Source organism: Methylococcus geothermalis, from assembly GCF_012769535.1.
Classification (GTDB): domain Bacteria; phylum Pseudomonadota; class Gammaproteobacteria; order Methylococcales; family Methylococcaceae; genus Methylococcus; species Methylococcus geothermalis.
This window is the reverse complement of sequence record NZ_CP046565.1, coordinates 1,012,252-1,031,720: the sequence shown is the minus strand read 5'-3', so window position 1 is coordinate 1,031,720 and position 19,469 is coordinate 1,012,252. Positions and strand designations below refer to the sequence as shown.

The 19,469-nt window shown below is 64.1% G+C and carries 26 protein-coding genes and 1 pseudogene; 9 read left to right on the top strand and 18 right to left on the bottom strand.

What is annotated here, in order from left to right:
- The first annotated feature begins 7 nt into the window (after nt 1–7).
- From GNH96_RS05020 to GNH96_RS05010, 3 genes are all read left to right on the top strand, one after another.
- Nucleotides 8–334, top strand: coding sequence for a hypothetical protein (locus tag GNH96_RS05020; RefSeq protein WP_169602672.1), 327 nt, complete (start codon nt 8–10; stop codon nt 332–334).
- 107 nt (nt 335–441) lie between these two features.
- Complete coding sequence (locus GNH96_RS05015) at nt 442–1,068, top strand: class I SAM-dependent methyltransferase (protein ID WP_223163471.1); 627 nt, start codon at nt 442–444, stop codon at nt 1,066–1,068.
- Nucleotides 1,069–1,078: 10 nt separating this feature from the next.
- Entirely contained in the window at nt 1,079–1,930 is an 852-nt protein-coding gene (locus tag GNH96_RS05010) for an aldo/keto reductase family protein (RefSeq protein ID WP_169602671.1), read from the top strand.
- A 220-nt stretch (nt 1,931–2,150) separates the two neighbouring features.
- Here GNH96_RS05010 and GNH96_RS05005 read toward each other — a convergent pair whose 3' ends face one another.
- Nucleotides 2,151–3,584, bottom strand: a complete 1,434-nt coding sequence (locus GNH96_RS05005) for an amidohydrolase family protein (protein WP_223163470.1) — start codon at nt 3,582–3,584, stop codon at nt 2,151–2,153.
- 261 nt (nt 3,585–3,845) lie between these two features.
- Here GNH96_RS05005 and pxpB point away from each other — a divergent pair, with 261 nt between their 5' ends.
- From pxpB to GNH96_RS04985, 4 genes and pseudogenes are all read left to right on the top strand, one after another.
- Nucleotides 3,846–4,544 carry a 5-oxoprolinase subunit PxpB gene (gene pxpB, locus GNH96_RS05000; RefSeq protein ID WP_169602670.1) on the top strand — a complete coding sequence of 233 codons (699 nt, stop codon included), beginning with the start codon at nt 3,846–3,848 and terminating at the stop codon, nt 4,542–4,544.
- The gene (locus GNH96_RS04995; RefSeq protein WP_169602669.1) at nt 4,541–5,530 is read left to right on the top strand and encodes a 5-oxoprolinase subunit C family protein; all 990 of its coding nucleotides are present in this window, start codon (nt 4,541–4,543) and stop codon (nt 5,528–5,530) included. Before pxpB ends, GNH96_RS04995 begins: the two co-directional genes overlap by 4 nt.
- Nucleotides 5,531–5,538: 8 nt before the next feature.
- Entirely contained in the window at nt 5,539–6,336 is a 798-nt protein-coding gene (locus GNH96_RS04990) for a LamB/YcsF family protein (protein ID WP_169602668.1), read from the top strand.
- A gap of 235 nt (nt 6,337–6,571) precedes the next feature.
- Nucleotides 6,572–6,697: pseudogene (locus GNH96_RS04985) on the top strand (IS5/IS1182 family transposase); the annotation flags it as partial.
- Between the two features lie 14 nt (nt 6,698–6,711).
- On the opposite strand, the gene GNH96_RS04980 reads toward GNH96_RS04985, so the two are convergent.
- From GNH96_RS04980 to nifB, 15 genes are all read right to left on the bottom strand, one after another.
- Nucleotides 6,712–7,554 carry an SIR2 family NAD-dependent protein deacylase gene (locus GNH96_RS04980; RefSeq protein WP_188114790.1) on the bottom strand — a complete coding sequence of 281 codons (843 nt, stop codon included), beginning with the start codon at nt 7,552–7,554 and terminating at the stop codon, nt 6,712–6,714.
- 6 nt (nt 7,555–7,560) lie between these two features.
- Nucleotides 7,561–7,791 (bottom strand): hypothetical protein, encoded by a 231-nt coding sequence (locus tag GNH96_RS04975; RefSeq protein ID WP_169602667.1) that lies wholly within the window; start codon nt 7,789–7,791, stop codon nt 7,561–7,563.
- Nucleotides 7,788–8,090 carry a 2Fe-2S iron-sulfur cluster-binding protein gene (locus GNH96_RS04970; RefSeq protein ID WP_228720019.1) on the bottom strand — a complete coding sequence of 101 codons (303 nt, stop codon included), beginning with the start codon at nt 8,088–8,090 and terminating at the stop codon, nt 7,788–7,790. Before GNH96_RS04970 ends, GNH96_RS04975 begins: the two co-directional genes overlap by 4 nt.
- A gap of 57 nt (nt 8,091–8,147) precedes the next feature.
- Nucleotides 8,148–9,302, bottom strand: coding sequence for a DegT/DnrJ/EryC1/StrS family aminotransferase (locus tag GNH96_RS04965; protein ID WP_169602665.1), 1,155 nt, complete (start codon nt 9,300–9,302; stop codon nt 8,148–8,150).
- A complete protein-coding gene (locus tag GNH96_RS04960) occupies nt 9,299–9,577 on the bottom strand; it encodes a DUF6129 family protein (protein WP_169602664.1) in 279 nt (92 codons plus the stop codon). The genes GNH96_RS04965 and GNH96_RS04960 overlap by 4 nt, the downstream gene beginning before the upstream one ends.
- Nucleotides 9,578–9,579: 2 nt before the next feature.
- Nucleotides 9,580–9,798, bottom strand: coding sequence for a putative nitrogen fixation protein NifT (gene nifT, locus GNH96_RS04955; RefSeq protein WP_169602663.1), 219 nt, complete (start codon nt 9,796–9,798; stop codon nt 9,580–9,582).
- Nucleotides 9,799–9,859: 61 nt separating this feature from the next.
- A complete protein-coding gene (locus GNH96_RS04950; protein WP_169602662.1) occupies nt 9,860–11,008 on the bottom strand; it encodes a cysteine desulfurase family protein in 1,149 nt (382 codons plus the stop codon).
- Nucleotides 11,005–11,349 (bottom strand): DUF3024 domain-containing protein, encoded by a 345-nt coding sequence (locus tag GNH96_RS04945; protein ID WP_169602661.1) that lies wholly within the window; start codon nt 11,347–11,349, stop codon nt 11,005–11,007. Before GNH96_RS04945 ends, GNH96_RS04950 begins: the two co-directional genes overlap by 4 nt.
- A gap of 45 nt (nt 11,350–11,394) precedes the next feature.
- On the bottom strand, nt 11,395–11,664 hold the full coding sequence (locus tag GNH96_RS04940) for a nitrogen fixation protein NifZ (RefSeq protein ID WP_169602660.1): 270 nt from the start codon (nt 11,662–11,664) through the stop codon (nt 11,395–11,397).
- Nucleotides 11,661–11,981 (bottom strand): nitrogen fixation protein NifZ, encoded by a 321-nt coding sequence (locus GNH96_RS04935; RefSeq protein WP_169602659.1) that lies wholly within the window; start codon nt 11,979–11,981, stop codon nt 11,661–11,663. Before GNH96_RS04935 ends, GNH96_RS04940 begins: the two co-directional genes overlap by 4 nt.
- A gap of 21 nt (nt 11,982–12,002) precedes the next feature.
- Nucleotides 12,003–12,794, bottom strand: coding sequence for a 4Fe4S-binding leucine-rich repeat protein (locus tag GNH96_RS04930; RefSeq protein ID WP_169602658.1), 792 nt, complete (start codon nt 12,792–12,794; stop codon nt 12,003–12,005).
- The gene (locus GNH96_RS04925; RefSeq protein WP_169602657.1) at nt 12,775–13,308 is read right to left on the bottom strand and encodes a hypothetical protein; all 534 of its coding nucleotides are present in this window, start codon (nt 13,306–13,308) and stop codon (nt 12,775–12,777) included. The genes GNH96_RS04930 and GNH96_RS04925 overlap by 20 nt, the downstream gene beginning before the upstream one ends.
- A gap of 18 nt (nt 13,309–13,326) precedes the next feature.
- Entirely contained in the window at nt 13,327–13,710 is a 384-nt protein-coding gene (locus GNH96_RS04920; RefSeq protein WP_169602656.1) for a HesB/IscA family protein, read from the bottom strand.
- 11 nt (nt 13,711–13,721) lie between these two features.
- Nucleotides 13,722–13,946, bottom strand: coding sequence for a 4Fe-4S binding protein (locus tag GNH96_RS04915; RefSeq protein WP_169602655.1), 225 nt, complete (start codon nt 13,944–13,946; stop codon nt 13,722–13,724).
- A 186-nt stretch (nt 13,947–14,132) separates the two neighbouring features.
- The gene (nifB, locus tag GNH96_RS04910; RefSeq protein ID WP_223163467.1) at nt 14,133–15,701 is read right to left on the bottom strand and encodes a nitrogenase cofactor biosynthesis protein NifB; all 1,569 of its coding nucleotides are present in this window, start codon (nt 15,699–15,701) and stop codon (nt 14,133–14,135) included.
- Between the two features lie 640 nt (nt 15,702–16,341).
- On the opposite strand from nifB, the gene GNH96_RS04905 reads away from it, so the two are divergent.
- Together GNH96_RS04905 and GNH96_RS04900 are read left to right on the top strand one after the other, a co-directional pair.
- Nucleotides 16,342–16,566 (top strand): hypothetical protein, encoded by a 225-nt coding sequence (locus GNH96_RS04905; protein ID WP_169602654.1) that lies wholly within the window; start codon nt 16,342–16,344, stop codon nt 16,564–16,566.
- Complete coding sequence (locus GNH96_RS04900; RefSeq protein ID WP_169602653.1) at nt 16,563–16,844, top strand: SelT/SelW/SelH family protein; 282 nt, start codon at nt 16,563–16,565, stop codon at nt 16,842–16,844. Before GNH96_RS04905 ends, GNH96_RS04900 begins: the two co-directional genes overlap by 4 nt.
- A gap of 673 nt (nt 16,845–17,517) precedes the next feature.
- Here the strand turns inward: GNH96_RS04900 and GNH96_RS04895 are convergent.
- Nucleotides 17,518–18,039 (bottom strand): hypothetical protein, encoded by a 522-nt coding sequence (locus GNH96_RS04895; protein WP_228720018.1) that lies wholly within the window; start codon nt 18,037–18,039, stop codon nt 17,518–17,520.
- A gap of 517 nt (nt 18,040–18,556) precedes the next feature.
- On the bottom strand, nt 18,557–18,700 hold the full coding sequence (locus tag GNH96_RS16300; protein ID WP_407658839.1) for an SOS response-associated peptidase family protein: 144 nt from the start codon (nt 18,698–18,700) through the stop codon (nt 18,557–18,559).
- Nucleotides 18,701–19,469: the final 769 nt, after the last annotated feature.

Here is a 19,469-nt window from a genome sequence, read left to right as displayed (position 1 = left end):
AGCGCCCATGAGCAGGATTCTGATCGCCCTTTTCTGGCTGGGCCTGATTCCATCGCCCGCCGCCGTTGCGGACGAGGCCGCGGATGTCGCCAAGGTCGAGGCCGCCGCGTGCGCGGGAGCCACCGTGGGACAGCGCCTCCAGGAGGAAATCCAGAGCCACAGCCGGCGCGACCTGGGTTGGCGGGTATTCGCCGAGGCCGACCATCGGGACCTGGAGCGCAGCCTGCGAATATCCAAGGCGATGGAGGCTCGCTACCGGTGGCGGATCGACGCGGCGGGGAACATCGAGCCGGTTTCCGATGCCGCCCGGCAGCTCTGCGCCACCCCGCCCTGAGCCGCCATCACGGCTTGGCGCTGCCGCGACGCCGCTGGCGCCACACTCCCGATCGCCCGGCTCCATAGTATGATGGACTCCATCCCCCCAGCAGCGCCGGCATCGCGGTGAACGAAATCATGGAGACCCTGGATCAAATTTCCGCCGAAACCCTCGGACATTACGAACGCAACGCCGAGGAATTCTTCGAGGGCACGCGCGATCACGACGTCAGCCAGAATATCACCACCCTGCTCTCCCATATCCGCAACGAGCCGCCGTTCACCGTGCTGGACTTCGGCTGCGGACCGGGGCGGGATCTGAAGACCTTTGCCGAGCTGGGCCACCGGGCCGTCGGCCTGGACGGCGCCTTCCGTTTCGTGGAGATGGCGAAGGACTACAGCGGCTGTGAAGTCTGGCACCAGGATTTCCTCAAACTCGACCTGCCGGCTGGGCATTTCGACGGCATTTTTGCCAACGCGACCCTCTTCCACGTGCCGAGCCGCGAGCTGCCGAGAGTTCTCCGCGAGCTGCGCGCCGCGCTCAAACCCGAAGGGGTGCTGTTCGCCTCGAATCCGAGGGGCCGGAACGAGGAAGGCTGGAACCGGGGACGCTACGGCGCCTACTACGATCTCGATACCTGGCGCGGGTTCCTGGCATCGGCCGGGTTCCAGGAGCTGGAACACTATTACCGGCCCGCCGGCCTGCCCCGCGACCAGCAACCCTGGCTGGCCAGCGTGTGGCGCCGCACCTGAGGACGATCCCATGAAAAAAGACGGCTTCCTGGTTTCCGCTTACGGCGTCCGCATGCCCGGCATCGTCTACGGCACGGCCTGGAAAAAGGACCGCACCGCGGCCCTGGTGGAACAGGCCGTCTCGCTCGGATTCCGCGGCATCGACACCGCCTGCCAGCCCAAGCATTACGACGAGGCGGGTGTCGGCACCGGCCTCGCGGCGTGCCTGAAGGCCGGGCTGGAACGGGCCGACTTCTACCTCCAGAGCAAGTTCACCCCCGTCGACGGTCAGGACCCGGAGCGGATGCCTTATGACCCGAAGGCGAGCCTGGCCGAGCAAGTCGCCCAGTCCTTCGAAACCTCGCTGAAGAATCTCCGCACTCCTTATCTGGATTGTCTGATCCTGCATTCGCCGTTGTCGGATGAGAAGGACACGCTGGAGGTATGGCGGGCGATGGAAGCAATCTTCGACAGCGGCCGAGCCAGGCAACTGGGGATCAGCAATTGCTACCAGCTCGAACGGCTCGAGCGCCTGTATGGCCAGGCCCGCGTCCGACCGGCCGTGGTCCAGAACCGCTTCTGTGCGGAGACCCGATACGAACGCGAAATACGGGAATTCTGCCGGCAAAACCGGATTATCTTTCAGAGTTTCTGGACCCTCACCGCCAATCCGTCGGTTCTGGCCGACGCCACGCTGCGGGCTCTTGCATCGAACCATGGACGCACGCCCGCGCAGGTCTTCTTCCGCTATCTGACCCAGATCGGCATCGTTCCTCTCACCGGAACGACATCGGAAACACACATGCGGGAAGACCTGGCGATCTTCGATTTCGAGCTGACGGAAAACGAGTGCGAGGCGGTCGCCGGCTTGCTGCGGGTCTAGCGAGAATCGTCAACCGACCGGAACAGCTCGCGAACCTTGGCAGGCTGGCACGCTGTCTCGCCGGCCCACCCGAACTCGCTCCCGCCCGCCATCCCCAGCGGCTGCTCACCGAAGGCTGCTGCTTGGCCTTCTTGTATCGTTCGGCGATGGGATCGTAGTCGGTACGCATGATGGGGTTTCCTCCCTGACGAGGATGACGTGCGGCCGAAGCCGGCACGGCTCAGTCGCCCCCGGCCGGTGGCCGAACGCCGCTGGCGCTCAAGGCGGCCCGGACTCTGTGTGCCGCCGCCTCCACCGCCTGCACGGCGTTCTTTTCCTGGCCCTCCGGGAGCCGACCCTCCGCTTTCAGGGCACGGCCATCGACGAAGACGTACTCCACGTTCGCCGGCTGACCGTTGAGGACGATCTGGCTGGGCCCATCCCAGCGCGGGGCGAAATTCGCGCCTTTCGTGTCGAGGATGATGAGGTCCGCCCGCTTGCCAGGCGTCAGCGAGCCGGTGATCTTGTCAAGGCCCAGCGCTTCGGCGCCTCCCAAGGTCGCCATGCGCAAGACATCCGCAATGCCGGGATACGCCGAGGCGCTCTGGAGGCGGGCGCGCTGCAGTCCGACGGCGGCTTTCATGCTGGCGAACATATCCGGACCGTCGGCGGTTCCGCCGTCCAGGCCCAGCCCGATCCTGAGCCCCGCCCCATGCATTTCGGGCAGACGCATGATGCCGGAGGCGAGCCGCATGTTGCTGAGAGGATTGTGCGCGACCGCGACCCGGTGCCGCGCCAGTAGTTCCACCTCCCGATCCGTCAGGTGAATCGCATGGTCGGCCAGCAACGACCCGTCGAAAGCGCCTGACAACTCCAGCGCCCGGACCTGTTTCTGCTGCGGGTCCTTCGGGCTTTCGCCGAGATGCACGTTGAGCGGCACATGGAGTTCCCCTGCGCAACGCGCCGCCTCCTTCAATTGATCCAGATTAGCCAGGGTCGGGTGCGCTGCGACCTGAAAACCTGCCGCCAGGCCTTCGCCGACCAAGTCCTGCTGGATGCGAGCGGCCTCGCTGCAACCGCCCGGCGGGGCGACCCAGTAAGCGAAAACGAACCGCAACCCGGAATCGCGCAAGGCTCTCAGGTTGCCCTCGACGAAACCCGGATTGAAAGCATGGGACCAGTCCAGGACCGTCGTGACCCCCGTGCCGATGAGCCCTAGGGTGGCGAGCCGGACCGCCGCATAGGCATCCTGCGCTCCGAACGGCACCCGGCCCAGGGGATAGACGCACGCCTCCAGCCAGCCATAGAGGTCCCGGTCGGCGGCGCAGCCGCGAATGATGGATTGCCAGAGGTGGTCATGCGTATCGACGAAACCCGGCATGACGATCTTACCGCTCGCGTCCAGGGACTTGCGGCCGCGGCCTTCCAGCCCCCTGCCCACCGCGGCGATCCGGCCGCCTTCGAGCAACACGTCACCGCCCTCGACGATCCCGAGGGGCCCTTCGCCCAGGGCCGGATCCATGGTGATCAGCAGTGAGGCGTTCCGGATGAGCAGATCGCCGACACCATGGGGGGCTCGCGGTTCGGAAGCGGCCGGCTCGGGACCGGACGCACACCCCGGGCCGACGAGAACCGCGACCAGACAGAGCACCGTCAGACGAAGCGAAGGATTCATCGATTTGCTCCCGCCGCTGCCGGCAATAGTGACATGGTTGAGTTCCACAACTTTATTTCCACTTTCAGCTTACCGGAAACATGCGCCGGGACAACGGATTCCCGCACCGAGAGACTGGTGAAAGCGAACAGACCGGCATCCGAACCACCATCCTGGATGAATGGCAGTGCGTCACGCACCGTCCTGACACCCGAACCGGACGCTTCCCATGGCGCCCGCTTGCCCCCTTGCCCTGGCGATGGGTATGCTCGGCACCTCGCCATGGACACCTTCGATGCCGCCTCTTCCAATTTCGTGCCGCTCGGCGACAGCGCCCTGCTGATCGTCTTCGGCGACCGGATCGATCCGGCGCCGAACCGGCGTGCAATCGCCCTGTCGAAGGCGCTGGCTGACCTGCCCGGCGTCACCGACCGGGTCCCGGCTTACGCCAGCCTGACGCTGCATTACGATCCTGGCGTCTGGAGCCATGACGGACTGGTCGAAGCAGTGATGCCGTACCTCGCGGACGAAGGCGGCACCGTCCTCGAAGACCGGCATCTCCGCATCCCGGTCTGCTACGGCGGCGCGCATGGGCCGGATCTGGACGAAGTGGCCCGGCATTGCGGGCTCACACCGGACGAGGTGATCGCCCGCCACAGCGGCGGCGAATACCTCGTGTATTTTCTTGGCTTCACGCCGGGGTTCGCCTATCTGGGCGGCCTCGACCCGGACTTGGCGATGCCCCGCCGCGACACGCCGCGTTCCAGCGTACCGGCGGGAGCGGTGGGGATCGCCGGGGAGCAGACCGGCATCTATCCGCAGGCCAGCCCCGGCGGCTGGCGGCTCATCGGCCGCACACCCCTGCGCCTGTTCGATCCGCTGCGTGAGCCGCCCTGCCTGTTGGCTCCGGGCGACCGGCTGCGCTTCGTGCCGATCGGAGCGGACGAATTCGAGTGGCGCATGAGAGGGAAGGACCGGTGATCCGGGTCGAACATCCCGGCCTCCTGAGCACCCTCCAGGACTTGGGCCGGCCCGGCTGCCAGCATCTGGGCGTGACGCCGGGCGGTGCCATGGACAGCTACTCCGCCGCCATCGCCAATGCGCTGGTGGGCAATCCGCCGGAAGCCGCGGTGCTGGAAATGACGCTCCGGGGCCCCGAACTGAGCTTCGAGCGCGGCGCCTGGGTGTCCGTCACCGGCGCCGATCTCTCCGCGGAAGTGGACGGGAGACCACTCGCCTGCTGGCGGCCGGTGTGGCTCCCCGCCGGCTCGCGGCTCGGCTTTGGCCGGCCTCGCCTGGGCTGTCGCGCCTATCTGGCGGTGGCCGGCGGTTTCGAAGTCACGGCCGTGCTGGGCAGCCGCAGCACCGACCTTCGGGCAGGGTTCGGGGGACTGGGGGGACGGCCGCTCGGCAAGGGCGATATCATCGCGGCGGGCGAAAACGCCCTGGCCCTGCCGGACGACCCGTCGCGCCCTTACCTACCGGCCTGGTCCGTGGCGTGGAACAGGGCGCTGCCGCTGGAATGCCCGGCGCGGCTGCGCCTGATTCCGGGACCGGACTGGCAAGCCCTGCCCGACGAAGACCGGCGCGCGCTCGAGACGGACGCCTTCCGGGTCGGCCAGGCTTCCGACCGGATGGGCTTGCGCCTGGAAGGACCGCCGTTGCGCCTGGCCGCAGCCGAGCGGCTCTCGGCCGGCGTCACCTTCGGTACGCTGCAACTGCCGCCGGGCGGCCAGCCCATTCTGTTGGGTGTGGACCGCCAGACCACCGGCGGCTATCCGGTGCTGGGCACGGTGGCGAGCGTCGACCATCCGCGGCTCGCGCAGTTGAGACCGGGAGAGACCGTCCGCTTCGAACCCGTCCCGGCGGAACGAGCGCAGACGCTGTTCCGCATCCGCGCCCTGCAGCTCCGCCGGCTGCGCGCCAGCCTTGGCCTGCGTTGGCCGTTGAACACGCCATCATCCTGAGACCAGCCATGGCACGAACCGTCGACCTCAATGCCGATCTCGGCGAAAGCTTCGGCCCCTGGCGGATGGGCGAGGACGAAATCCTGCTGGGACTGGTCACCTCGGCCAACATCGCCTGCGGCTTCCATGCCGGCGATCCGGACGTCATGGCGGAAACGGTGCGCCTCGCGGTGAGCCACGGTGTCGCCCTGGGCGCCCACCCGTCGCTGCCGGACCGCCAGGGTTTCGGACGCCGCCCCATGGCATTGCGTCCGGAAGAAATCCGCAACCTGGTGCTCTATCAGATCGGCGCGCTCGCCGGTTTCGCGCACGCCGCCGGCAGCCGGCTGGTCCACGTCAAGCCGCACGGCGCGCTGTACGGCCAGGCCGCGTCCGATGCGTCCATGGCCGAAGCGGTCGCCGGCGCGGTCCGAGCGTTCGACGCGAAGCTCATTCTGGTAGGCCCCGCCGGCTCGCAGCTGGTCCGGGCCGGACAGGCGGCGGGCTTGGCGGTCGCGCGGGAAGGCTTCGCCGACCGCCGCTACGAGCCGGACGGCACCCTGACGCCGCGCAGCCGGCCGGACGCCCTGATCGGGAATCCGGACGAAGCCGTCGCTCAAGCCCTGAATATGGTGGAGCGCGGCGAAGTGACCGCCCGCGACGGGACGGTCATCGCGATGCCCGTGGACACCCTCTGCCTGCATGGCGACGGCCCAGACGCCGCGGCCTTCGCCCGGCGCCTGCGCATGGAATTGGCGGGACGGGGCATCGGCTTGGCGGCAATGGGCGAACGCCTCCCGGACGCAACCGCCCGGCAGCCAGGGTAAGCACCCCAACCTCCCTTACCAAAGCCTTAGCCCGGACATTTCATGAGCACGTATCGGCGGAACGGCCGAAAGGCGCTCCGATGCAGGTATCGAAGCGCTATCGAGGGAGGTTCCGCCAATGCCGGAGGGTAGCGGTCAGCGCCTGATGTTTGGGCGCCTTGGGCGCCGCGAGATCGAAGCGAACTTCGAGGTAGGAGCGCCCGGTTCCGACGCTGGCGTGATATCGGTGCGCCAGCTGGATCGCAGCTTCGGCGGGCTGGAGAAGTGTCGCCGATGATGGAAGAACTGCGAACCCAAGCTCAACACCGGTTTGCAGTTCTTCCACTTGGCGTTTCTCGTCCTGCTCATCAGAAGATCGTGAACAGGCTCTCAGGCTCAGGCCGCCTGCCGCGGCGCTTCGCTGGCCAGCAACTGCCGCACGAAGTCCGCGAGGGGCATGTCGATCCGGCGGATGTTCTGCTCCTCCAGGAAACGCGCTTCGTTGCGGGTCAGGTCGTCCGGCAGCACGGCCCAGTGCAGGTCCGACGAACGCTTCATGACCTGCCGGGCATAGGTCCGCTCCAGCTGGGTGCGGAAGCGGCAGCCCAGGAACAGGAAGTGGCGGCCGCTCCGGATCTGCTTCACCGCTTCCGGAATCGGCGTCTGAATGTCGATTTCGGTCAGCACTTCGACGTAATCCGAGTCGGACAGGATGAAGTTGGCGGCCGGCGCGATGCTGCCCAGCGGCTTGTACAGCAGCAGGTTCCAGCTTGCCGCTTCGGCTTCCTCCGCCGGGCTTCCGTCGGCATGGAAGTAATGTACCCAGTCGCCGAAGTGCTCGGCACGGCTCACGCCCTGCACCTGCCCGAAATCCGACCGCCCTGCCAGCGCCGCCGCCATGCTGGCGTCATACCAGGCGTCGACGATCAACGGCAACGACAGCCCCGCGAAATACCGGTGCAGCGCGGTCGGCTCCGGCGCAGCCGAAAAAGCGTCCTTCAGCAGGCTGACCAGGGTCTTGCGATGCTTGAAGTTTTCGATGTACTGGCCCGCCGCGGTGAGATTCTTGCGGATCTTGTGGGGCACGGTCACCTTGGCGGTGATCAACTCCACCAGCGTTTCCGGTGCGCTGGGTACGGCAGTGCTGCCGTCCAGGCCCAACACGCCGGGCCCCAGGTAGGGAATCACCTGGCCGCCGGCCAGGCCTGCCTGAATCTCTGTTGGTATCGTTGCCGTCATGAGTCTTTACTCCCCTGATGAGATGGCGGCCTTGAGCTCGTCCACTTGCGGACGCGGCAGGCGGAACATGCCGCGTCCGCCGGCCAGGGCCTGGTAACTGTTGGAAGTCTTGTTGCTCAGATAGTTGAACCAGCTCTGTGCGTCCACGCCCTGCGGACGTTCGCCGATTTCCATGACCGTGCCATTGGGAGCGAAACGGACATGGATCAAGGATTCGATTTTCTCTGTGGTCGTCATGGTGGTGATCCTCTGTTCTGTGTCAGCAATTCGATGGTGATCTCACGGGAGCCCAGGACCGCCTGGCAGGACAGCCTGGATAGGGTTTCCGTACCTCTTATGTTGTCGAGCTTTTCCCGCTCGTCGGGACGGATCTTGGACAAGCCGCGTCCGCCGTTTCGCACCAGCACGTGACATTCCCCGCAACGGGCATGTCCGCCGCATTTGTGGACGATTGCTTCGCCCGTCAGCAGCACCGCGTCGAGCAGGCGGCTGCCGCTGCTGATTCGCACCGTCTTGCCCGAGGGCAGGACGGTCACGCAGACCTTCGCGTTTCGGCGTGTCCCGGTACGCAGATAACCGGACATCGCGTCGGCTCACAGATAGATCGCGGCCCCGGCGCCCACGTTGATGGACGAGTCCTTGGCGGTCTGCACGATGAAGCCGATCTGGTCTTCGGTGAGGTGGCAGTGGAACGGCAGGGCGATCGCCCGGTCCGCCAGCTTTTCCGTCACGAAGAACTGGCCCTTGCGATAGCCCAGGTCCACGTAGTGCCGCTGGGTATGCAGGGGCGCACAGAATGCCACGGCTTCCACTTCCGCCGTCGCCAAGTCCTGGATGACCACGTCGCGGCTGGATCGGGTGAAGCGGGTGCCCAGGTGCACCAGGTAAACCATCCAGTGCAGCTCATCCACTTCCGGCGCCTGGTAGGCCGGCTTGATGCCTTCGAAGGACTGCATGAAGGCGTCGTAATAGGCTTCGATGTCCTTGCGGCGCTCGAGTATCCCGTCCAGCCGCTCCAGTTGCGCCAACCCGAGAGCCGCGTTGATATCGCTCATCTCCGCCCGGTACGGCGGCAGATCGCCCAGCACTACCGACTTGCGCTCGTCCCGACGGCGGTTGCGGTAGCCGCGCAGGCGCGCCGCCAGATTTCGGTCGTCGGTCACCACCATGCCACCCTCGCCGGTGGTCAGGGCGCTGGGCTGGGTGAAGTCGAAAATCGAGCAGTCGCCGAAATTGCCGACCAGCTTGCCCTGATAGCGCGAGCCGATGGCCTCGCTGGAATCCTCGATCAGAATCAGGTTGCGCTCGTCGGCCAGCGCCCGGAGCGGCGCCCACAGCGCCGGATGGCCATTGACGTTGCAGGCGACGATGGCCCTGGTCTGCGGCGTGACCGCCGCGGCGGCCTTGTCCGGCACGATGGTGCAGGTCCAGTAGTCGATGTCCACGAACACCGGCTTCGCTCCGGCGAGCGTGATCGCGTGGGCGGTTTCGCGGAAACCGAAGGGCGAGGCGATGACCTCGTCCCCCGGCCCGATGCCGTAAGCCCGAAGCGCCAGCAGCAGCCCCATCGTGGCGCTGCTCACCGCGACCGCGTGTTGCCGCCCCAGATACTCGGCGAAGGCGGCCTCGAAGTCCTCCACCACCGGCCCGCCCGAGAGGCCGGGCGATTTCAGCACCTCCTCCACCGCCTCCAGCTCGACGAGGCTCATGTCCGGATCGGAAAACAGGATGCTCGGCTGATCGCTCATTTCACCGCCCCCTTGGCTTTCTCGGCCAGGATCAGGCCGGTCGCCCGGCTCGGATCGGCGGTCACGTGCGCGCAGTGGTCGGCGGCATCGAGCAGATACAGGTTGAATCGGGCCGTTTCCAGCACCGGCGTCTCGGTGTCGATGTCGCTGGCGTCGCAACGGGTCATGGACAGGCCGGGAAACGCCTGGCGCAGGGCGGCGAGGTGCTGCGCCGCCGTGGCCTCGGTTTCGAGCTGGCCCCGGATCTGCTCGATCGCCTCCGTCGTGAGCGCCATGGTCAGTCGTCGCCTCCGCTGAGCTTCTTGGCATCGACCGTGATCGGAAGGGTCGTGCCTGCCGCCATTTCCGGCAGGGAGAGTTGCCAACCGTTCGCCAGAGTCACCGTACCGCCCCACATATCGGGCTTTTCCTGGGAGACGATCGGCTCCTCCAGGTCTTTCTTGGGGACATAGGCGGACAGTTCGCCGGCGGCGTTTCTACGGATCATTACCTTCATGAAGACTCCAGGTCACTCGTTGAAAAATCGATCGATCGGTCATTTCCCATCCGGCCGGCGCTCACGCCGCTTCGGCCAGCATGGTTCGCACGATGTCCGGCAGCAGCCCGCATACTGCGTCGATCTCGGCGGGCGTGGTGTAACGGCTCAGCGAAAACCTGAGGGTGGCCAGCGCACCCTCGGCGCCCAGCCCCATGGCGGTCAGCACATGGGAGGGCTCGGTGCCGCCGGCGCTGCAGGCAGCCCCGGCGGATGCACAAATCCCGGCGCGGTCCAGCTTGTCCAGCACCGGTTCCGCTTCGACGGTGCCGAGGTTGAAGCTGGAGGTCCCGGCCACCCGAGGCGCGCCGGCGCCGTTGACCGAAGCGCCCGGCAGCGCCGCCAGCAACCGGCTTTCCAGGCGGTCGCGCAGCTGGGCGACGCCGTCGCCGCCCTTCGCCAAATACGCCTGTGCCAGTTCCGCAGCCACGCCCAACCCGACGATGCCCGGCAGATTCTCGGTGCTGCCGCGCCGTCCGCGCTCCTGGTGGCCGAACAGCAGCGGCGGCAGCTTGCGTCCCTTGCGCACGAACAGCGCGCCGATGCCCTTGGGACCATGCAGTTTGTGCCCTGACAGGGACAGGAAATCCAGCGGCACCTTGCTCAAATCGATGGGCAGCTTGCCGACGGCCTGCACGGCGTCGCAATGGAACAGGACGCCCCGGCTCGCCGCCAGCGCTGCCGCCGCTTCGACGGGGAACAGCACGCCGGTTTCGTTGTTGGCCCACATCAGGCTCAGCAGAGCGGTGTCGGGCGTCACCGCGGCCTCCAACAATGCCGGATCGAGCCGGCCTTGGCCGTCGACCGGCAGCCTGACCACCTCGATCCCTTGCGCTTCGAGATGCTTCAACAGCAGCAAGGTAGCGGGATGCTCCACCGCGCTGGTCACCACCCGGCGCTTGTCCGGCGCCAAGGCCAGCGCGCCCAGAATGGCCTGATGGATGGATTCGGTCCCGCCGCTGGTGAACACGATCTCCGCCGGCGAGGCGCCCAGCAACGCCGCCACTTTCCCCCGCGCGGCGATGGCTTCCATCTTGGCGGCCTCGCCCAAATGGTGCTTGCTGGATGGGTTGCCGTAATGCGCCTTGAGGCAGGCCGTCATCGCCTCCACGCATTCCGGGGCAGGCTGCGTGGTGGCGTTGTTGTCCAGGTAAATCGAGGTCTTGCTCATTGCCAGAACCGCCTGTTCGGGTCTTCGTTCAGGAGCGCCAGGATCTGTTGTAGAGACGGGTATTCGCCGTGCATGATCCAATGTCCGATCTCATGATCCTTGTGGTACAGCCACCAGCAGCCTCTGTTCGGCTTGAACTCCAGCCGGGCGATGTCGATGACGCCGCCGTTGGGATCGATGTTGCGCGAGCAGCACGAGCTCTGGATCAGATAGCCGTCCTCGGTCGGATGCACCTCGGGGGTGACATAGCGGTAACGCTTGCGGGCCTTGATGGAACGCTCGATACGTTTGCGGTCCAGCTCGTTGGGTTGGGGATTCACTGTCGCCTGAATGCTGCCCATGACGCCGCCTCCGTACCCGATGACCCGGCCCACCGTCGCCATCCGCTAGAGCAGCCCCGCCACCTGGACCGATTTCTGTTCCGAGCGCAGTTCCTCCTCGAAACAGCCGATGACGTAACCGCCCGGAAATTCGACCAGATACACCGGAATGTTGGCTTCCTCGTGATGGCCGATCTGGACGATTTCGCCCTCGGTACCGGCGGCGACCAGAAGGGCTTCCGACTCATGGTCCGGGTAGCTGCCGTCGTTGAAGATGTCGACTTCGGTGGCGACCTTTTGTCCCCATTGGTAAATCGGAGCGCGTTGGTCGATCATGCGGCTTCCTCCTTCGTTTCCGGCGCCTCTTTCGGCGGCGGCGGATTGTCGAGCGACTCGATCTCCCGCCCTTTCATGCCGACCGCGTAGCCCCGGTCGGGGAAATCCACGGCGTAGATGTAGAACTGCTGGAGAAAGGTGTTGATGCTTTTGACGTAGCCGACCTCGCCTTTCTTGACCAGCACCTCGCCGATTTCCGCGCCGTTGAATGTGCCGTCGTTGCGCACCACCTTCTTTGATTTGACCTTTTCGCCGAAGTTGAAACGCGGCGGGTCGTTCAATTCATTGCTATCGCTGTCTCGACTGATATCACCCATGGCAATCCCCTCGATTCATCTCTAACACGCTTCCGGCAACACGGCCTCGCCCGGCGGTTCACCCAGCCGCTGCGCCACCAGTTCCCGCACCGCCGGGTCCGGGTCGGCCCGCATAGGCTCCAAATCCGCCAGTTCCAGGCGGCTGGCGACCTCGTAACGCAAGCGCCAGTCCGGATCCTTGATCAACTGCTTCAACTGCTTGTTGTCCATGCGCCTGACCGCCGCCAGCCGGACGCCGACCTCCCGGTCCGCCGCCAGCGTCGGCAGCCATTCCGGCGCGATCCGCTGCGCCACCACTTTGCGAACCTCCGGGTCGCGGTCGTGGATCATCTTCACCAGCAACCCCGGCGGTAAACGCCGGGCCACGATCTGGCGCACGAAATAGTCCTCGTCGCCTATCATCGCGGCCAAATCGCCCGGCTCCAGCCGCTCGGCCACCCTGACCCGGACGTCCCGGTGCGGATCGCGCCGGAGGATTTCGAACTGCCTGGAGCGCACCGGCAGACGCTGGGCCACGCTCTGCCGCACGGTCTCGTCCGGGTCGCCGACCAGCCGCGGCAGATAGAACAGCTCCACGTGCTTGGCCGCCACCGCCCGGGTCTCGAAATACGGGTGCTCCAGGTAGGCTTTGGCCAGATCCGGATTCCACTTGAAGAACCGATCGATACGGCGGGCGTAGAGGTCGTGGACGCAGGCGTGGCCGAGATGGCAGCGACCTTCGGTCAGGCCCTCCCGCTGCTCGCACGTGCGGCAGTCCAGCAGTTTGCCCTGCCAGTCGCGCGCCTCATCGATGTCATTCGTCGTCGTCCCCATTGGCCTGCCTCTCCAGGACGCCCATCAACACGTTGCCGCCGAGCTTGTCGGCCGGGTCCAGCTCCAACAGCTTCTCCACCGCGGCCCGGCCTTCGTCCAGGTTGCCCAAACGCATCTGCAGATAGGCATAGCCCTTGAGCGTGAACAGGAAAAACCGCGGCAGGATGGCCTCGAAACTGGTGAAATTCGCATCCGCCGGCTTGGCCTCCCGCCAATCGGGGGACATGCCGTTGTCGAGCGCCGCCTTCACCAGGCATTCCTTGGCGATTTCCAACGCTTCGGCCAGCCGGTTCTTGTAGAAATAGAACCGGTACTTGCCGATATAGACCGCCGCATGCCCCGGCGCCAGCGCCCAGGCCGATTGCAGATGCGCCAGCGCCACTTCGTCCCGGTGATAGTTCTGCCCGGCCAGGCGCAGATGCCGCTCCGCCTCCGCCGGTAAACCCTCGCCCAGGCATTCCGCCACCGGATCGCCGAAAACCGGCGTATCCTTCAGTGCCGCGCTGTCGGCCATACCCATCGCTGCCGCGTCTCAGGCGCTCTTGATGGGAATGCTGGCGATCGACACCGCCGCTTCGGCCGGAACGGCGCCCGCCGCGCTGGTGCCGCAGCTGCCGCAGCCGGTCGCTTTCGGATCGATGAACACCAATCCGCTCTGCAAAGGAGTGTCCTTGAAATCCATGGTCACGCCCTGCAACAGCAAGCGGCTCTCCGCGGGCAGGAACAGTTTCAGTCCCTGGACGGTAACGACGGCATCACCCGGCAAGGGCGCGGCTTCGACGCTGAATTCCGACGCCAGGCCGGAGCAGCCGCCCGGGCTGACCAGCAGCCGGAAGCCCGCATCCGGCCCGGCCCCGCCGAAACGCACCATGCGCTGAATGAACTTTTCCGCACTCGGAGTGATGGTTAAATCCATGGAGGTTCCCCTTAAGCCGCTTCGTATCGCGGGTAGTTATCGTCAATGATGCAGGTGAGGTCGATGGGACACACCGCCACACACTGCGGTTCGTCGTAATGGCCAATGCACTCGGTGCATTTGGCCGGATCGATCACGAAAAGCCCGTTGCTCGCTTCCGAAATGGCCTGGTTCGGACACTCCGGCTCGCAGGCGCAACAGCCCGTGCAGTTTTCTTCGACTATCATGTAAGCCATGTTTCAAACTCCTGGGGGTACCCTCATCCCCGGCCCTTCTCATGCCAAGCGTCGTGCCTGGCACCCTTCGGGTAAATGCAAATCTGCTCCCGGCAGATTTGTCCCAGAAGGAAAAGGGAGCTTCGAATCCCTCTCCCCGTGGGAGAGGGGTCGGGGCGAGGGAACCCGCCTTTTTCAACTGTCGTCTCAAGCCGCGATCAAGGCGCCCTGGCGAATCTCCGCATCGCCTTTGACCACATGCTCGATCTCGCCGGCGGCCACCTTCTCCAGATACTCCCTGAAGTAGGCAATCGCCGACTGCTCGATGAATTGGCCGGCATACTGGTCCACCGGATCGATGCCAGCCGTCTTCAGATCGTTCTTCGGACAGCCGCCGATCTTGGCCACGAATACCGCATGGCAGTCGTTGATGGCCCGGATCACCGTACCCAGCGTGTCTTCTTCGCCGTAGCCCCCCTGGCAGTAGAGATCCACCCGGCGGTGGCCGACGAACTTGGCGCCCGAGGTCGACAGCTCGTAGATCTGGAACTCGGTGGCATGGCCGAAGTGCTCGTTGACCTTGCCGCCGCCCTTGGTCGCCACCGCGATCAGCATCTTGATGTCGGAATGCGCACCGGCCAGGGTCTGCAGTTCTTCCTGCTTGGCCGCCACCACCGCCTGACGCTCTTTTTCCACCGCTTCCTGGTAAGCCTTGCGTGCATCGAGGTCGTAATTGACCTCCATCTCCATGATCTTGTCGGTGGTGAACTCGGCGCTGCGGTCCTCGCCCAAGAGGCCCACCGCGTCGGCGCGGCACTGGCGGCAGTGACGCATCATGTTCATCTCGCCTTCGCACTGGTCCTGCAGCGCCTTCAGCTCCTGCGCCGTCGGGCCGCGCTGGCCGGTCAGGCCGAACACGGTGCCGTGTTCGGGCGCCGAGATTAAAGGCATGATGTTGTGCAGGAAGGCCCCGCGCGACTTCACCGCCTTGTTCACTTCGACCAGGTGCTGGTCGTTGATCCCCGGAATCATCACCGAGTTGATCTTCGACAGAATCCCGCGCTCGGTCAGCATCTCCAGACCCTGCAACTGGCGGTCGGTCAGAATCTTGGCCGCCTCGACGCCGGTGTAGCGCTTCTTGTTGTAGTAGATCCAGGGATAGATCTTGGCGCCCACCTCGGGGTCGATCATGTTGATGGTGATGGTGACGTGGTCGATGTTGTACTGGGATAGCCGCTCGACGTGATCGGGCAGAGCCAGGCCGTTGGTGGACACGCAAAGCTTGATGTCCGGCGCGGTCTTGGCGATCAGCTCGAAGGTCTTGAAGGTCTTTTCCGGATTGGCCAGCGGATCGCCGGGGCCGGCGATGCCGAGCACCGTCATCTGCGGAATGGTGGACGCGACCGCCAGCACCTTCTTCGCCGCCTGTTCCGGGGTCAGCTTTTCGCTCACCACGCCAGGACGGCTCTCGTTGGCGCAATCGTACTTGCGGTTACAGTAGTTGCACTGGATGTTGCAGGCCGGAGCCACCGCCACATGCATGCGCGCGTAGTGGTGATGCGCCTCTTCGCTGTAGCAGGGATGGTTCTTCACCTTCTCCCAGATTTCCGGCGGCAGGTCGTTCTCGCCCGCGCCCGAACCACAGCTCGCCTTGCCGGAGCCGCCGGAAGTGCCGCAGCCTTTGTGCTCTGCGACCTGCTGCATGATGTCTTCGATATTCACCGCGGCATTGACGCCCGCGGACCCCGCCGCCGTATGGTTCTGCACTGTTTGCATTGCTAGACTCCTAGATTCGTTTGCCCGTCGCTGCTTCGTCCCGCCACGCCCCTTGAATTCGTTCGCTACCCACCGGCTTGAAGCGCCCGGCGCGGAACACTGGTAGACACTCACGTTGAAGACCAAGCAATCGGCGTACCAGAAACGAATGTCGAGAAAAAACAAGCTCTTGATTTAATTACCACACGATTTGAACGTGTTTGAGGCGGCACAAATCCTCTGGAATGGGTCGAGCTTGTCCGGAACGCGACAAATAGCGGCGCTGGTTGTTGAGCCAAGATCATCCGTGTATAAAACGGCCCCCAAGCAGGGCGCCGGGGGAAAGACCCGGCCCCGCAATCCACGGATAGCCATGTTCGAACAAACCTTCGCTCACCCTCCGGTTCCCGGCGACCCACCTCATCACCCAGGCCACCACCGGCCTGTCGGCGCTGATGCGGCGGATTGCGGGGTCTCCGACAACACCGCTCGGCGTGTCAGGCAGAACATCATGCAGGCCATGAAGGAGCCCGACGACGGCAAGCCTCTGAGCGGCCTCATCCAACGGGACGACGTGTCCTGGGGGCGGCGAGGGCCAGGGCGATGTTCCACGGCCGCTCTAGCGACAAGCAGCACGCCTTCCTCGACTTGGTGCTGTGCCATGACCTCGGCAGCGGGGTGGATGGAGCTGGATCAGGCCAAACTGGCGCCGTTGCTGCGCATGAAGTATCACGACACGATCGCCGACGCCCTGGCCGATCGGGGCCGGCCGGAGGAAATCGGCCGGATGTTCGCCGGTTTCCAGAACTATCTCTCTCTATCGGCACGCCGCAGTCGCGTCGGCATGAATGCCCAAGAGGTTAATGGCCATCAGGAGACACCATGAGCAATCGCGTCGAAATACTCTACTGCACACAATGCCGCTGGCTGCTGCGGGCGGCCTGGATGGCGCAGGAACTGCTGACGACCTTCGACCAGGAAATCAGCGAACTGACGTTGAAGCCGGGTACGGGCGGCATCTTCGAGGTACGGGTCGACGACGAGCTGGTCTGGTCCCGGAAAAAGGAAGGCAGGTTTCCGGAAATCACCGAACTGAAGCAGCGCATCCGTGACCGCATCGCCCCCGGACGGAGCCTCGGCCATGCCGATAGAAAGGAAAACTAAAGGCGCATGGCATGACGCCGAAAGGCCGAACCTATGACGAAGCGGCCATCCGCGCCGGCCTGGTCCCCACAGGTATTACGAGAGCAGTCAAATCCGGCGCAAGTACAAGACTCACAGCCTTTATTTTCGCCTTAGCAGGAAGCAGGGTGGCGATAGGAGACGGCCTAGCGGCCCCCCCCGGTCTCATCCTGTTGACGCCGTACACCAGCATGTTATTCGCTATGGCGACGAATACGACGCTTACTTTTGGTGGGGAAATGAAAGCATCGGGGCTTCGATGATCTATTGAAACCGCATCTGATCCATATATCGTCACGCTCCCACACCATCCCGGCGCCGACCGCCACACCAGCGCCGGGTCGATACCCGACGCCGGCTCCCTGTCCCTGTACACGAGCCTCAGCCAGAAGGCGCTGGCGGATGGCAGGCAGCGGCGGCGCCTCCCATGCTGCTCGCGTACCGCATCGCGCGCGAACCGAACAACACTCAGCCGCTGTCTTGAGCTGCGCGGCGGGCACGGTGTATTTCATACTACAACCGAGCACAGACGTGGCGCGGTCATCAGTCACCCGAATGCCGACGCTGAACGCTTCGGGTATCGGTTCGACGACTCGAGCCTTCCTTATCGGAGCCAGGAGACCGCCTAGCGCGGAACCCCAGGCTCGTCATGGGTCTATTTGATCTTTTGAGGCGAGCCAACGCAGGAAAAAGCATCGCCTGTGGGGTTAGTCGTTCCGGCGCCGCAAACGAAGAATTCGTCATACATTTCATCGTTAATCATCGCCATGATGTGAAATCCATACGCACCTACCCCCTGAACATTGGAGGACGCGCCAGTTTTCGGGCCGGTTGGGCCAGTCATGAACCGTGCCGTATATTTATAGTTGAACATGGGATCCATACTTTGTACGAGGGGTCCCATCATGTCATAGCCAAGGTATGGCGTGAGCATGGTGGCGCTAATGACGTTCTTGTCAGAGTCGCTCGTGACGTGGATTTGTTTCTTGAGCCGTAAGACGTGCACCATCACGTTCATGATAGTGTCTTCCTTCATCACATCGACCGGGACATATCGGGCTCCCCCGTTGTTGGTATCGTCGTCAAAATCCGGAACGGTCTTTGTTAGGTCTAGCGTGGTCGGGGTGCCAACATTCTTCTTGATCCACAGGTCGACACCATTCATTTCATTGGCCATGGCAGGTTCGTGAGTGAACCCGACAAGGACGAGATAATAACAAGGGTCGTTATGGACAGTGCTCTTAAGACAACGCGCTTCATGCGCTTGGACATTTGCGGATCCCAAAAGGCCCGCGGTTAGAAGAAATAAAGCTGTTCTCATGGAGTTTTTCATGGGTGAGTCCTCGTTCACGATAAGGGTCCGGGATACGGCTTCAAAGAACTTCTGGCGAGATGCATTTTACCGTTCAAGAGACACCCAAAGCAAAAGACGTGCCATATATGATAGATTTGTTTTTTATAGGGGTGAAGAGATAACCGGCGTCTGCATTTGGTGGTATGCACCCGGTGGGGTATGGTTTAAACCAATTGAGCGAAACAGACCTGCAGCGCTCCTTCTCACTCTTCCAATTCTTCTACGGGCTCCCAGGCATTCGGCATCGTGGTTCCGTGGCCCGTTGACGTGGGCGCTGATTTTCCAGGCGGTGATTTCATCGGTGGGGTACGGGCGCTGGAGGGACTGAAGGGCTTCCCGATCATGGAAAACCGGATCGAGCCGGACGTCGTAGGCGGGGGGAGAGGATGAGGGGCATGCGGTCGTGGATCGGGCGCATGAGTGCGTTGGCGTCGGTGACGGTGCAGGTTTCGATCGGTTCGCCCGATGATCCGCTGGTGAGCAATCCCTATTTGAGCGGGACGAGTTTACGCAGGCCGTCAGGGTTTCGGTGATGTCTTCGAGGGTTGAGGGTAAAGCGGCCGCACACGGTGTGTGTCTTTTCGATTCCGGAGGGTATTGGCTTGGGCTTGCACGAGGCGTTGGTTCAGCTTTGGAAACGCCTCGTTGCTCGATAGCCGCTGAACTCTTCCCGGGCGTGGACTATGATTGTATGAATCATCCACAACAATGGGGAGTGGCGAATGGCAGAACCCCGATCGCTGAGGCGCAGGATACGACGGTATATCCGGCGGAACCAGAGGGATTTGCTCTTTCCATTTCTTATCGGTACGACGTTGTTTGCCGGACTCATTGCCGGCATCGTCCTTTTAGGGCTGAAGGACTGATGCAGCCCAGCCCGGGTGCGTTTTATTGCGTTTTACCAAACGTCAAAAAAAGATCGTCACGCTTCGGTATAACGGCATGCCGGGTGCCGGAAGAATCCGGCGACGATCTTCGGTAGCTTCCGGAGCCGTCGCAATCCTGTGGGCGGGCGTCGTTTCAATTCCTCCTTAACTCGCCGCCAGTTGTTTGGCCATGCGCGATTTTGACGGAGCCTCTCTCCTTGTGCGGGGTGAGGCCGTAGCCGATGGCGTGGAGAATGGCGTTCCTGCTGCCGACCGGCGTGAGAAGTTTCTGGCCGAGATGGAGCGGGCGGTGCCATGGCCGGAGCTGCTGGCGGTGATCGAACCCTATGACCCGAAAGCCGGCCGGCGCGATCTCTTGGCCCGCCG

Excerpts from the sequence above, each read along its gene's own strand:
- GNH96_RS04975 (WP_169602667.1), bottom strand. The coding sequence starts at position 7,791 with ATGACGACCACAGAGAAAATCGAATCCTTGATCCATGTCCGTTTCGCT.
- GNH96_RS04925 (WP_169602657.1), bottom strand. The coding sequence starts at position 13,308 with ATGGCCGACAGCGCGGCACTGAAGGATACGCCGGTTTTCGGCGATCCG.
- GNH96_RS04945 (WP_169602661.1), bottom strand. The coding sequence starts at position 11,349 with ATGGGCAGCATTCAGGCGACAGTGAATCCCCAACCCAACGAGCTGGAC.
- GNH96_RS05020 (WP_169602672.1), top strand. The coding sequence starts at position 8 with ATGAGCAGGATTCTGATCGCCCTTTTCTGGCTGGGCCTGATTCCATCG.
- GNH96_RS04935 (WP_169602659.1), bottom strand. The coding sequence starts at position 11,981 with ATGGGTGATATCAGTCGAGACAGCGATAGCAATGAATTGAACGACCCG.
- GNH96_RS04930 (WP_169602658.1), bottom strand. The coding sequence starts at position 12,794 with ATGGGGACGACGACGAATGACATCGATGAGGCGCGCGACTGGCAGGGC.
- pxpB (WP_169602670.1), top strand. The coding sequence starts at position 3,846 with ATGGACACCTTCGATGCCGCCTCTTCCAATTTCGTGCCGCTCGGCGAC.
- GNH96_RS04980 (WP_188114790.1), bottom strand. The coding sequence starts at position 7,554 with ATGACGGCAACGATACCAACAGAGATTCAGGCAGGCCTGGCCGGCGGC.
- GNH96_RS04960 (WP_169602664.1), bottom strand. The coding sequence starts at position 9,577 with ATGGCGCTCACGACGGAGGCGATCGAGCAGATCCGGGGCCAGCTCGAA.
- GNH96_RS05010 (WP_169602671.1), top strand. The coding sequence starts at position 1,079 with ATGAAAAAAGACGGCTTCCTGGTTTCCGCTTACGGCGTCCGCATGCCC.
- GNH96_RS04940 (WP_169602660.1), bottom strand. The coding sequence starts at position 11,664 with ATGATCGACCAACGCGCTCCGATTTACCAATGGGGACAAAAGGTCGCC.
- GNH96_RS04915 (WP_169602655.1), bottom strand. The coding sequence starts at position 13,946 with ATGGCTTACATGATAGTCGAAGAAAACTGCACGGGCTGTTGCGCCTGC.
- GNH96_RS04950 (WP_169602662.1), bottom strand. The coding sequence starts at position 11,008 with ATGAGCAAGACCTCGATTTACCTGGACAACAACGCCACCACGCAGCCT.
- GNH96_RS04990 (WP_169602668.1), top strand. The coding sequence starts at position 5,539 with ATGGCACGAACCGTCGACCTCAATGCCGATCTCGGCGAAAGCTTCGGC.
- nifT (WP_169602663.1), bottom strand. The coding sequence starts at position 9,798 with ATGAAGGTAATGATCCGTAGAAACGCCGCCGGCGAACTGTCCGCCTAT.
- GNH96_RS04920 (WP_169602656.1), bottom strand. The coding sequence starts at position 13,710 with ATGGATTTAACCATCACTCCGAGTGCGGAAAAGTTCATTCAGCGCATG.
- GNH96_RS04965 (WP_169602665.1), bottom strand. The coding sequence starts at position 9,302 with ATGAGCGATCAGCCGAGCATCCTGTTTTCCGATCCGGACATGAGCCTC.
- nifB (WP_223163467.1), bottom strand. The coding sequence starts at position 15,701 with ATGCAAACAGTGCAGAACCATACGGCGGCGGGGTCCGCGGGCGTCAAT.
- GNH96_RS04895 (WP_228720018.1), bottom strand. The coding sequence starts at position 18,039 with ATGGCCAATGAAATGAATGGTGTCGACCTGTGGATCAAGAAGAATGTT.
- GNH96_RS04900 (WP_169602653.1), top strand. The coding sequence starts at position 16,563 with ATGAGCAATCGCGTCGAAATACTCTACTGCACACAATGCCGCTGGCTG.
- GNH96_RS04905 (WP_169602654.1), top strand. The coding sequence starts at position 16,342 with ATGACCTCGGCAGCGGGGTGGATGGAGCTGGATCAGGCCAAACTGGCG.
- GNH96_RS05005 (WP_223163470.1), bottom strand. The coding sequence starts at position 3,584 with ATGAATCCTTCGCTTCGTCTGACGGTGCTCTGTCTGGTCGCGGTTCTC.